This is a genomic window from Halanaerobium polyolivorans (assembly GCF_020711195.1).
Taxonomy (GTDB): Bacteria; Bacillota; Halanaerobiia; order Halanaerobiales; family Halanaerobiaceae; genus Halanaerobium; species Halanaerobium polyolivorans.
This window is the reverse complement of sequence record NZ_JAJFAT010000015.1, coordinates 43,269-54,472: the sequence shown is the minus strand read 5'-3', so window position 1 is coordinate 54,472 and position 11,204 is coordinate 43,269. Positions and strand designations below refer to the sequence as shown.

Annotated in this window: 12 protein-coding genes; 2 read left to right on the top strand and 10 right to left on the bottom strand. The window is 33.4% G+C overall.

From position 1 onward, the window contains the following. Nucleotides 1-110 precede the first annotated feature (110 nt). From LJ207_RS10295 to LJ207_RS10270, 6 genes are all read right to left on the bottom strand, one after another. Nucleotides 111-698, bottom strand: coding sequence for a glycerol-3-phosphate responsive antiterminator (locus LJ207_RS10295; RefSeq protein ID WP_229346418.1), 588 nt, complete (start codon nucleotides 696-698; stop codon nucleotides 111-113). Nucleotides 699-896: 198 nt separating this feature from the next. Beyond that, nucleotides 897-2,867 carry a transketolase gene (tkt, locus tag LJ207_RS10290; RefSeq protein WP_229346417.1) on the bottom strand — a complete coding sequence of 657 codons (1,971 nt, stop codon included), beginning with the start codon at nucleotides 2,865-2,867 and terminating at the stop codon, nucleotides 897-899. Between the two features lie 19 nt (nucleotides 2,868-2,886). Beyond that, the gene (fsa, locus tag LJ207_RS10285) at nucleotides 2,887-3,540 is read right to left on the bottom strand and encodes a fructose-6-phosphate aldolase (protein WP_229346416.1); all 654 of its coding nucleotides are present in this window, start codon (nucleotides 3,538-3,540) and stop codon (nucleotides 2,887-2,889) included. A gap of 26 nt (nucleotides 3,541-3,566) precedes the next feature. After that, nucleotides 3,567-4,049 (bottom strand): RpiB/LacA/LacB family sugar-phosphate isomerase, encoded by a 483-nt coding sequence (locus LJ207_RS10280; RefSeq protein WP_229346415.1) that lies wholly within the window; start codon nucleotides 4,047-4,049, stop codon nucleotides 3,567-3,569. Between the two features lie 687 nt (nucleotides 4,050-4,736). After that, nucleotides 4,737-5,396, bottom strand: a complete 660-nt coding sequence (locus LJ207_RS10275; protein WP_229346414.1) for an aspartate/glutamate racemase family protein — start codon at nucleotides 5,394-5,396, stop codon at nucleotides 4,737-4,739. Between the two features lie 134 nt (nucleotides 5,397-5,530). Continuing rightward, on the bottom strand, nucleotides 5,531-6,697 hold the full coding sequence (locus LJ207_RS10270) for an iron-containing alcohol dehydrogenase (RefSeq protein ID WP_229346413.1): 1,167 nt from the start codon (nucleotides 6,695-6,697) through the stop codon (nucleotides 5,531-5,533). A 211-nt stretch (nucleotides 6,698-6,908) separates the two neighbouring features. Here LJ207_RS10270 and LJ207_RS10265 point away from each other — a divergent pair, with 211 nt between their 5' ends. Together LJ207_RS10265 and LJ207_RS10260 are read left to right on the top strand one after the other, a co-directional pair. After that, on the top strand, nucleotides 6,909-7,679 hold the full coding sequence (locus LJ207_RS10265) for a DeoR/GlpR family DNA-binding transcription regulator (RefSeq protein WP_229346412.1): 771 nt from the start codon (nucleotides 6,909-6,911) through the stop codon (nucleotides 7,677-7,679). Nucleotides 7,680-7,681: 2 nt separating this feature from the next. Then, nucleotides 7,682-7,936, top strand: a complete 255-nt coding sequence (locus LJ207_RS10260) for a CPF_0552 family protein (protein WP_229346411.1) — start codon at nucleotides 7,682-7,684, stop codon at nucleotides 7,934-7,936. A gap of 99 nt (nucleotides 7,937-8,035) precedes the next feature. Here the strand turns inward: LJ207_RS10260 and LJ207_RS10255 are convergent, their stop codons facing one another. The 4 genes from LJ207_RS10255 to LJ207_RS10240 form a co-directional block, all read right to left on the bottom strand. Beyond that, nucleotides 8,036-9,376 carry an FAD-dependent oxidoreductase gene (locus tag LJ207_RS10255; RefSeq protein ID WP_229346410.1) on the bottom strand — a complete coding sequence of 447 codons (1,341 nt, stop codon included), beginning with the start codon at nucleotides 9,374-9,376 and terminating at the stop codon, nucleotides 8,036-8,038. Nucleotides 9,377-9,540: 164 nt separating this feature from the next. Beyond that, nucleotides 9,541-9,849, bottom strand: coding sequence for a hypothetical protein (locus tag LJ207_RS10250; RefSeq protein WP_229346409.1), 309 nt, complete (start codon nucleotides 9,847-9,849; stop codon nucleotides 9,541-9,543). Nucleotides 9,850-9,867: 18 nt separating this feature from the next. Then, the gene (locus LJ207_RS10245; RefSeq protein ID WP_229346408.1) at nucleotides 9,868-10,695 is read right to left on the bottom strand and encodes an aldo/keto reductase; all 828 of its coding nucleotides are present in this window, start codon (nucleotides 10,693-10,695) and stop codon (nucleotides 9,868-9,870) included. A gap of 113 nt (nucleotides 10,696-10,808) precedes the next feature. Further along, complete coding sequence (locus LJ207_RS10240; protein ID WP_229346407.1) at nucleotides 10,809-11,102, bottom strand: hypothetical protein; 294 nt, start codon at nucleotides 11,100-11,102, stop codon at nucleotides 10,809-10,811. Between the last annotated feature and the right edge of the window lie 102 nt (nucleotides 11,103-11,204).

The following is an 11,204-nucleotide window of genomic DNA, read 5'->3' as shown; positions in this document are numbered from 1 at the left end:
ATCAACTAAAACTAATTTTATACAAGTAAAATTATTACAGTTTGAAATTAGTTCAATTTATTATTGCAATTTAGTAAGTAATTTTATTTTGAAAATTTTGATTTATTTTTTTAAGGCCATAATTCTTTAGTGCTGGTTGTTAAACCATCTAAACCAGATTTAAAGATCTCCTCAACTAAGGCCTGATTATCTATATAACCTGCTGCTAGAAGCGGAATATCAGGAGCTACCTTTTTAATCTTATCCTTAACTTTTAAAGCTATAGGAGAAGGTAAAAGCTCACAGGCATCAGGATTTGAGTTTTTCAGATTATCAAGTGCATAGTCAGTTGAGATAGAATCCATAAAAAACAATCTCTGAATGGCAAAAAGACCTTCTTTTTGAGCTGAACTAATAGTCTGGGGATTGGTAGAAAATAATCCATCAACTTTATATGAGTTCTTTAATAATTTAATCCCTGTCTGATCAGCCTTAAAACCACCGATTAATTTGGTATGAACAAAGACAAGTTTATTTTTTTGATGGCATCTTTCTGTGATTGATTTTAAGTTCCCAATGTGAACATTGGATAAATAAAGGGCAGGAGCTGAACTCTCAAGAGCAGTATCAAGATCTCTTAGTTTTCTAAGTGATGGTATAATCAATTTTTGCTTAAATAATTCACTTATCAGTAATTTGCTCTTATTAATATTTTTCACAACCTTTTATTTTTTTACGTTTAAACTTTTATTTCTTATCACATTTATAATTATAACATCATATTTAAAGGAAGTCAAAAGATTTTTGCAAAAATTCAGGATTTTTTATAATAATATTCTGAAATTTATCTTTTATAGGCAGGCTCTAGAACTTGATATTCCAGAGCCTGCTTTAAATTTTTTATTTGAATTTAAATTTTAGCTTATTTTTTCTATAATTTTATCTACTCTAAAACCTTTTTCTTCTGCAATTTGATGACCAGGGCCACTTTCTCCATAATCTTCAACCGTAATCAGTTCATAGTCACCCTCTAGAAGTTGATACCAGCCACTGCCAATACCTGCTTCTATTACAACTGTTTTTTCACTATTTGCAGTTAAAGTTTTAGCATAGTCTTTTTGAGTAGTCAGGGTTTTTCTATCTGGTACAGAGATTACCCTAACTTCTTTTTTCTCTTCTGTTATTAGCTTATTTGCTGTTTCAACTGCCAGTGAAACTTCACTTCCACTTGCTAAAAATGTATAATCATATTTTTCAGCTTGAGTGGATAAAACAGTATAGCCACCTTTTTTAGTGCCTGTCCAGAAATCTTTTTCTTTTTCTAGATGTGCTAAACCCTGTCTTGTTAAAATAAGGGCGGTAGGACCTGATTTATTTTCCAGTGCTTCTAACCAGGCAGCTTTTGTTTCTTCTTCATCAGCCGGTCTTATCACTTTAAGGCCTGGAATAATTCTTAGAGCTTCTAAATGTTCTACAGGCTGATGGGTTGGTCCATCTTCACCAATGTAGATTGAGTCATGGGTAAAGATATAAATAACAGGTTGTTTCATTAAAGCAGCCATTCTAATTGCAGGTTTCATATAATCACTAAAGACCAGGAAGGTTGCACAATATGGTCTAAAACCACCATAGAGAGAAATTCCATTAACTATTGCTCCCATAGCATGTTCTCTAACTCCAAAACGGATATTACGACCATTATAATTATCTTTTTGAATTTCAGCATATTTATCTAAATAACTTCTATTAGAAGGTGCTAAGTCAGCTGAACCACCAAGTAGATAATCGATTTGATCTGCCATCTCTTTTAAAACAGCTCCAGAGGCATCTCTAGTTGAAGCAGGTGCTTTGATCTCTAGATTTTCAAGGCTTGTTTTAAGATCTGCTGGCAGCATTTGATTTTCTGCTTGATCCCAGGCTTTTTTAAGTTCTGGATTTGCTGCTGCCCAGTCTGCAAATTCAGCTTCCCATTTTACCCGTTCAGCTTTCAATTTTTCCTGATGTTCAGCAAAATATTTTTCAACTTCACTTGGAATATAGTATTTTTCATCTACAGGTAGACCAATATTTTCTTTTAAGCCTTTTACTTCAGCTTCACCTAATGGAGCTCCATGAGAAGCAGCTGTACCTTCTTTAGTTGGGGCACCACAGGCAATTTTTGTTTTGGCCATAATTAGGCTTGGTTTATCAGTTTCTGCCTTTGCTTTTTCAATAGCAGCTTTGATAGCTTGACCATCATGTCCATCTACATCTTCTATTACCTGCCAGTTATAAGCTTTAAACCTGGCTGCTACATCCTCTGTAAAGGTGAGGTCTGTACTACCGGCAATAGAAATATCATTATCATCATAAATAACTATTAGTTTTGCTAAACCTAAATGTCCGGCTAAAGAAGCTGCCTCTGAACTTACACCTTCCATCATACAGCCATCTCCAGCTAAACTATAGGTGTAGTGATCAACAATTTTATGCTCTGCTGAATTAAACTTAGCAGCTTTAATCTCCTCAGCTAAAGCCATTCCTACAGCATTGGCAAAACCCTGGCCTAAAGGACCGGTTGTAGTTTCTACTCCATCAGTCCAACCATATTCTGGATGACCGGGAGTATTTGAACCAAGCTGACGGAAATTCTTCAGATCAGCTAAAGAAAGGTCAAAGCCTGCTAGATGATGATAAGCATACTGCAGCATTGAGCCATGGCCTGCTGAAAGTACAAAGCGATCTCTATTTGCCCAATCAGTTTTTTGTGGATCATAGTTCATTACTTCTCCATAAAGAACTGCTCCAATTTCAGCACAACCAATTGGTAAACCTGGATGTCCAGAGCTGGCATCTTCAACTGCATCAGCAGCCAGACCCCGAACAGTTTTTGCTATTTTATTTAACATTTCATAACCACCTTCTTATTTATTTAGAACCTTGTGTTTTATTCCAGTCTTCTAAAAATCTTTCAATTCCTATATCAGTTAAAGGATGTTTAGAAAGAGTTTCAATTACATTAAATGGTATAGTTGCAATATGAGCTCCAGCTAAAGCTGCATTTTTAACATGCATAGGATGTCTTATACTAGCAGAGATTATTTCTGTATCTAAGTCATAGTTATCATAAATCTGCACTATTTCTTTAATTAAATCCATCCCATCATGAGCTCTATCATCTAATCTACCGATAAAAGGACTGGCAAAAGTAGCTCCAGCTTTTGCAGCTAAAAGAGCCTGATTAGCAGAGAAGATCAAAGTTACATTTGTATCTATACCTTCTTTACTTAAAGTTTTAACAGCTTTTAAGCCTTCCATTGTCATTGGAATTTTAATAACTACATTTTCAGCTATTTTTGCTAATTCTCTTGCTTCTGCAATCATTCCTTCTGCATCTAAAGCAACTACCTCAGCACTTACAGGACCATCAACTATCTCACAAATCTCTTTGATTCTTGTTTCAAAATCAATATCTCCTTCTTTAGCAACCAGAGAAGGATTAGTTGTCACCCCATCAATAACTCCCAGACTTTCTGCTTTTTTAATTTCTTCTAAATTAGCTGTATCTATAAAAAACTTCATCTTATCACTCCTTATTTTTGGCTTTCTTATTTAATATCTTTTAAGTTTTCTGCTTCCATTTCATATATTTCAGCTAGTTTTTTAGATGAACGGCTTGGTTTGAATTCTAAGCCTAACCATTCTTTAACTATTTTTTGTGCTAAAACAGAACCGGTAATTCTTGAACCTAAGGTTATTACATTTGCATCATTACTTAAGGCTGCTCTTTCAGCTCCATAACAGTCATATACCTGGGCTGCATAAATTTTAGGGAATTTATTTGCCGTAATTGCAACTCCTATCCCTGTACCACAGATTATGATACCTTCTTTTTCATAGCCACTTTCAATTATCTTTTCGGCAACTCTTTTGGAAACTGTTGGATAATAGACATCTTCATCTGCTGAATTAAGACCAACATCTTCATACTCTACACCTAAATCATCCATCAATTCTTTTATTGTTTCTTTAAGTTCTATACCTGCTGCTGCTGCACCAATAACGATCTTTTTATTAACTTTATCACTCATATTTAAACCCTCCTAAATAAGTTTTAAGCCTGCTTATTTTCTTTCTCAATTAGATAATACCATAAGACAAAAAGTAATGCAAGCGATTTTTATTATTTATTTTTATTTTCTTTTATATTTTTTCATTATTTTTATTTATATTCAATTAAATCAGTCTTTTTTACAAAAAAACAAATAAAGAAAAATCGCTGTATAATAGTATGCAAGTACTTTTTGCAGTATTTTTAGAGCTCTAAATTGGCTGATCTTCTCTTTTCTGCAGTTACTTATCCCTAATATTAAATGAAATTATTCGATAACAATTTTTAATTTATCTTAATAAATGCTTGACAAGCAAAAAATATTGCAATATAATACTAGATAATTAAGAGGCTAAGACATATTTTTCATTAAAAAGCTCCTCTTTTCTCCTTGAGCAAGAGAATTGAGGAGTTTCCTCTTTACTATAGTAGCTAAAAAATAGCTATAGTAAAAAGCTGTTCAATTATATGAATTTTTTGATAATTTCTAAAATAAGCTTTAAAAAGTCTTTTTTTTAGTGTAAACTAATAGCAGAAATTAAAAATTTTAGCCCAGGCTAAATAATTTTCCTGATCAATTATAAGGCTAAGACATAATTTCCAACGCAGAGACTTCACTTTTTTTCTTAATGAGCAGAGAAAATTTGTGAAGTCTTCCTCTTTTTATTTAACTTTTTTCTAATTGCTGCAGCGCTTTTTCTATTCCAAGTTCAGGACTAGTTAAAAATTTAGCCTGCAGTTTTTCAGGCAGAACTTTTATAACTCTTGCCATAGATGCCTGGGCAAGAACAACTATCTCTACCTCTTCTGCCAGTTCTTTTAATTTTTCTGCTAAAAGTTGATCATGTGCTTTTTGATCTCCTGCCATTAATTTTTGATATGCTTGATCTGCTAATGCTGTTTTTAGTTCAAGCTCTTTATTTACCGCCCTCCCTTTATTTTTAATCAGCTCTGTACTAGGTCTAAGAGTGGTTGCTAAGGTAGCTGCTACTCCAATACTCTTAGCATTTTCTACAGCCTTTTCTGCCATTGCAGAATCGATCCGCATAATAGGGATTTCATATTTTTCATTTTCCTTTGCAAAGATTTCTCCAATAGATGAGCAGGCACTCATGACTAAATCTGCTTTTTGTTCAACCATAGTTTTAATATAGTATTTAACCCTTTTTTCTACCAGACTTAAATCAGCCTCGTTAGCAATCAATTCTCCTAGAATCGAATCATCTACTAAATTAATTATCTGCAGATCTGGAGCTTTTTCTCTGCTTAAATTATTTAATGTTTCTACAGTCACAGCTGTTGTATGGATAAGAGCAAGTTTTGCCATTTATGATCTCCCCTTTCTTAAAAGCCTCTTTATATATTAATTTAAGATAAAAGATTAAATCCCTTTAATATCTTTTAACGAAAAAACCCCTATCTTATAGATAGAGGTTTAATATATATTTAAATTTGCTTTTCTTAAAAAGCTGCTTTGAAAATCCCTACTATTTCTTCTTCACTTGCTTTTCTGGGATTGCTTAAAGCATTACCATCTTCAAGGGCCAGTCTGGCCATCTCTGCAAAATCTTTTTCTTTAACATCATATTCTGATTCACTTAAAGAAGTTGGAATACCAATATCTTCTGCCAACTCAACAATTGCCTCTAAAGCTTTTTCAGCAGCTTCTCTTTGAGATAGTCCAGCTGTAGGTACACCAAATATTTCTGCTACTTTAGCAAATTTGTCTATTTTAGCACCTAAATTGAACTTCTCAACATAAGGCAGCAAAATTGCATTTGCAATTCCATGTGGCATATCATAAAAACCACCTAACTGGTGAGCCATAGCATGGACATAACCTAAACCACCATTATTGAAGGCAAAACCGGCTAAAACTGATGCATTAGCCATTTCTTCTCTGGCCTCTAAATCTTCTCCATTATAGACTGCTCTTCTTAAATATTTTGCAATTAACTCCATAGCTTCTTTGGCAGCTGCATCTGTTAAAGAATTAGCTCCTGTAGATACATAGCTTTCTAAAGCATGAGTTAGAGCATCCATGCCTGTTGCTGCAGTTAAAGCAGCAGGTTTGTCTACCATAAGTTCAGGATCATTGATAGAAAGATCAGGAACATTGCGCCAGCTAACTATGACAAATTTTACATGTGGTTTTTGGGAAGTATCGGTAATAACTGCATGGCGGGTAACCTCACTTGCAGTTCCAGCGGTTGTATTAACACAGATCATTGGCGGTGTTTCATTTTCTAGTTTTTCTACTCCTGCATAATCCTTATAGAGATCTCCATCATGAGTTGCAGCAACTCCGATTGCTTTTCCACAATCATGGGGACTACCTCCACCTACTGTTACAATCATATCACAATTTTCATTTTGGTAGATTTCTAAGCCTTCATAAACATTAGTGTCTCTTGGATTAGCCTTTACACCATCATAAACAGCATATTCTAAACCAGCTTCTTCAATATATTTAACTACTGTCTCAAAAGGGCCACCTTCTAAATTACTTAAAAATTGATCGGTAACTAAAAGGACTTTTTCTGCCCCCAGTATTTTTGCTCTTTCTCCTACTACTTTAACTGAACCTGCACCCATGAAATTAACCGTTGGTAACATATAATCATACATTATTTTTTTCCTCCTTTAAGTTTGTGAATTATTTAACTTAAATTAATAATATTCTAAAGTGAGCATATTGTCAAGCAAAAATGGCAAAAACTTTCACTTTTATGCAAATTTATGGCCAAAATAAGCTTATAATTGTCAAAAACATTCACTTAGCTTGATAAAAAAGATTTTTATTGTTAAAATTAAATTAAAGCTTTAAAAGGAGAATAAAATGCTGAAAGAAAAGAGACTATTAAAGATTATCAACAAATTAAATAACAAAAAATCTACTACCATCAAAAAGCTTGCTGAGTCTTTTGAGGTTTCTGATTCAACCATCAGGCGTGATCTAAATGAGTTAGAAGCAAAAGGTTATGTTAAAAGAACCCATGGAGGAGCAATTTTAAAAGACAAATTCGATGATGAATACAATTTTATTAAAAAAACTAATGAAAATAAGGCAGAGAAAAAGGCTATTGCCAAACAGGCTGCTTCTTTAATCAACGATGGAGAAATAATTGCTATCAACTCAAGTACTTTAACTTATCTGATGGCTAAAGAACTTGCAGCTGCTAATCTAAAAATTATTAGTAATTCTATTGATGTGATTAATGAATTAAGTGGAATCAAAAAATATGATATTACAGTACTGGGTGGAGATTATGTTCATCTTGCCAGAACAATTGAAGGCCCAATAACCGAAAAGCAGATTAGAGCAATGCATTTTGACAAAGCTTTTTTAGGTGTTAATGGAATTGACAGCAGTCTTGGTCTATCAACTGCCAGTTCAATTGAAGCTTTAAGTAAAAAAGCAATGATTGACTGTAGTGAACAGAGCTTCATTTTAAGTGAAAGCCGCAAATTCGATAAAGCTTCTTTTTATAAGGTTGCTGATTTTAATGAAATTGATGCTATTATCACCGATCAAAATTTAAGTGAAGAAAAATTTGCAAAATATAGTCAGCATTCAAAAATTATAAAAACTAAAAATGAGGGGGAATAATAATGCAGCATTCTACTATTATGGCGATTTTGATTGATAAGAGAACCGATGCAGCTCCAGAGGTGCAAAAAATTCTAACTGAGCATGGCTGTAAGATTAAAACTAGGCTTGGCATGCACGAAAGCAGTAACTGTGCTGATCAGGGAATGATTATTCTTGACTTAATTGTTTCTGATCGAGAGGTTAAAGAATTAGCAGAAGATTTAGAATCAGTGGTTGGGGTGAAAGTAAAAAGCATGAAACTTGATTTTGAATAGTTAGTTCTAAAGTATTTTTTAGTGCAGCATCTGCTTTGGCTAGACAGAGAAGATTTCTCTTAAACAAAGCAAATGACTGCACTAAAATTCTTTTTATCTTTAAATTTTTTGGGCAGCTGTTTGGACTGGATCCCAGGGACTGCTTAGAGGAGGAGTATAACTTAAATCCAGCTGGCTGAATTCTTCTACTGTCATTTGATTATAGATTGCAGCTGCATAGATATCTATTCGTTTAGAAATTTCAGCCTCAATACTACCCAAAATTTGGGCTCCTAATATTCTTCTACTCTCTTTATCTGCGATTAATTTAATATATGTTTTATAGGCAGGGGGATAATATATTTTGTGATCCCAGGCCTCTATTTCACTGCTGATTGGATTAAAACCAGCTTTTTGAGCTTCTTTTTCATTTAAACCTGTTCTCGCAACAACCATATCAAATAATTTTATCGATTGGGTTCCAATTACCCCTTCAAATTCTGCTTCTTTATTACAGATATTGCTGCCAATTATTCTGCCGTGCTTATGAGCTACTGTTCCTAAAGCATAATATCCATATTCTTTAGTTATATTGTTTAAACTTTCTGCACAATCTCCACCAGCATAAATGTTTTCAATATTTGTCTGCAGCTTTTTATTTACTTTAAAAGCCCCATTTGAATTATTTCTTTTTATTTCTGTTCCCTCTGCTAGTACAGTATTGGGCTTAGTCCCAACTGAAACTACTGCTGTATCAACTTCAATTTCAAAATTATTACTACCCTTAATTTTAATTCTTTCACCACTTTTTTCTATTTTTTCTACTGCAGTATTTAAAACAATCTCTACACCTTTTGCTTCTAATTTTTCTTTGACCATTTTCCTAAAATTCTTGTTAACAGTATTTAAAACCCCATCCATAAACTCTATTAGAGTCACTTCTAAACCTCTGTTTATTAAAGCTTCTGCCATTTCAAGACCTACATAACCACCACCAACCACAACTGCTTTGCTTGGTTTTTCATCTTTAATAAAATTATCAAAACTGATAGCATCATCCATCCAGCGCATAAAAAATACCTCAGCTAGTTCTAAACCTTCAATAGGAGGTTCAATATTAACTCCACCTGTCCCTAAAACCAGTTTCTCATAATATATTTCCTGGCTCCCATTTTTATTAACTGCCAGCACCTTGTTTTCTTGAGGGAATATTTTTTCTACTTTTGTTTCTAAAAGCAGGTCTATACCTGCAGCTCTGATATCTTCTTCTTTTCTATGAGCTAAATCCTGCCATTTTTCAACTTCTCCACCTAGAAAAAAAGGAATCCCACAAATACTAAAGTTAGGAAAATTATTATCAGCTATAATTAGAGGTCTAATACTTTGATCTAGTTCTCTAATTCTTAGAGCAGCACTTATTCCAACATCACTACCACCAATTATTAAAACTTCTTTTTTCATATTTTCAGCTCCTCAAATAATTTGATTTAAAATCTTTGCTTAAATCAATTTTATCATCATAAGGATATTTAAAACAGGATCTGCCTGTTAACTTTAGGTTAAATTTAAAGTAAATCCCCCCTCTCTAAGCTTAAAGCTTAAAAAGGGGGAATTAATTTCAATAATTATTTAAAATCTATCTGCTGACCCATTGAAAATATATCATTATCATTTTTGCTTTCTGGAGAATCACACCAATTTAACTCTGCTTTAAATTCTCCTCTGCCTTCTATTTCATAATTATAGTTTGCTGCAGAAACAGCTGTTATAGAGATATTACCGTGGTCTGTTGCAAATACTTCTTCCTCTTCCCAGCTGTCTTCACTGCTGCCATAACCATGCCAGCAAAGACATTTTCCCTTTACTTCCACAAAAATAGTTGCCTCAATTTCTTTATCATAATTTAGTGCTTTTATAGTGCATTGTTTTCTCATCTTTAACCTCTTTTCTACTTAGGATCTAATACCATATGTTTCACTATCTAAACTGATCATATATACTTTTTCTTGATCTTCAAGTTGATCTATTTTTTCAAGGTCTGCTTTTTCAACTTCCCATCCATATAATTCAAGATTAGCTTTAATATGAGCTGCCGAAGTAGATTTTGGCAGGGGAACAACACCTTTTGCTAACTCCCATTTGAGCACAATTTGAGCAGCTGATTTATCATATTTTTCTGCCAGGCCTTTAATTAATGGATCAGATAAAACCTTTGTCCTGGCTAAAGGAGCAGAAGCAGTTACTAGAATATCATTATCATTACAGAATTTTAAGAGTTCTTTTTGATAATAATAGGGGTGGAATTCAACCTGATTAACTGCTATCGGTGCTTCAGATAATTTAAGAGCAAAAAGCAGCTGATAGACGGAAAAGTTGCTGACACCAATACTTTTTAGCAATCCTTTTTGATAAAGTTTATTCATTGCTGCCAAACTTTCTCTTAAGGAAACAGCTGGATTCGGCCAGTGGATTAAATAAAGATCTAGATAATCAACCCCAAGCTTTGCAATTGATCTCTCAGCTGCTTCGATTAGCTGATCATAATAGAGGTTTTTAGGTAGTACTTTTGAAGTCAGAAATAATTTTTCACGCTCATAATCTTCAATCACTCTACCAATCCCGGCCTCATTTTTATAGCCTTCAGCTGTGTCTATATGATTATAGCCGGCTTCAAGAGCTATGCTGAGAGCTTCACCAACATCTTCTTCTGCTATATCCCAGGTTCCAAATCCTATTTCAGGAATTTCTTGACCTGTAATTAATTTTTTCTTTTTTATCATCTTTAACAACTCCTTATTTCTCATAATAATCTAATTTAAGCTTTCTCTTTTTATAACCTTCAAGCTGAGATGCTAATCTCCTTTTTGAGAAATAATTAATTATTAAACAGCTCTTAGAAAAAATCAATCGAGTCTAAAAATTCTTTATCATCAATTAATTGCTGCTTTAAATTACGGGCACAATTGTTTGAGCAGCACATAAAAAGCATATCCTGACCCTGCTTTTTGGCAGGTGACTTTTTCCCAGTTATAATTGTCCAAATTTCCCTACCATCATTTAATTTTAACTCTTCTATATAGCCTTCATCTTCAGCAAGATCTTCAGCTTTTTCGTTAAATGAAGCAGATAGACTAAAAACTTCTCCTCCTCTAGTGTCTTGACCACACCAGCAGCAGTCATTTCTCATAATTAATAACCTCCTTAAAATTCAAAGCAAAAATATGATTAGATTTATCTTATTATATCATCTCAACTGAAAAGTTAAAAATTTTAAATAAAGCTGGTTTTA

Coding starts and splice junctions, on each gene's coding strand:
- tkt (WP_229346417.1), bottom strand. CDS start 2,867: ATGTTAAATAAAATAGCAAAAACTGTTCGGGGTCTGGCTGCTGATGCA.
- fsa (WP_229346416.1), bottom strand. CDS start 3,540: ATGAAGTTTTTTATAGATACAGCTAATTTAGAAGAAATTAAAAAAGCA.
- LJ207_RS10280 (WP_229346415.1), bottom strand. CDS start 4,049: ATGAGTGATAAAGTTAATAAAAAGATCGTTATTGGTGCAGCAGCAGCA.
- LJ207_RS10275 (WP_229346414.1), bottom strand. CDS start 5,396: ATGGCAAAACTTGCTCTTATCCATACAACAGCTGTGACTGTAGAAACA.
- LJ207_RS10270 (WP_229346413.1), bottom strand. CDS start 6,697: ATGTATGATTATATGTTACCAACGGTTAATTTCATGGGTGCAGGTTCA.
- LJ207_RS10265 (WP_229346412.1), top strand. CDS start 6,909: ATGCTGAAAGAAAAGAGACTATTAAAGATTATCAACAAATTAAATAAC.
- LJ207_RS10260 (WP_229346411.1), top strand. CDS start 7,682: ATGCAGCATTCTACTATTATGGCGATTTTGATTGATAAGAGAACCGAT.
- LJ207_RS10255 (WP_229346410.1), bottom strand. CDS start 9,376: ATGAAAAAAGAAGTTTTAATAATTGGTGGTAGTGATGTTGGAATAAGT.
- LJ207_RS10250 (WP_229346409.1), bottom strand. CDS start 9,849: ATGAGAAAACAATGCACTATAAAAGCACTAAATTATGATAAAGAAATT.
- LJ207_RS10245 (WP_229346408.1), bottom strand. CDS start 10,695: ATGATAAAAAAGAAAAAATTAATTACAGGTCAAGAAATTCCTGAAATA.
- LJ207_RS10240 (WP_229346407.1), bottom strand. CDS start 11,102: ATGAGAAATGACTGCTGCTGGTGTGGTCAAGACACTAGAGGAGGAGAA.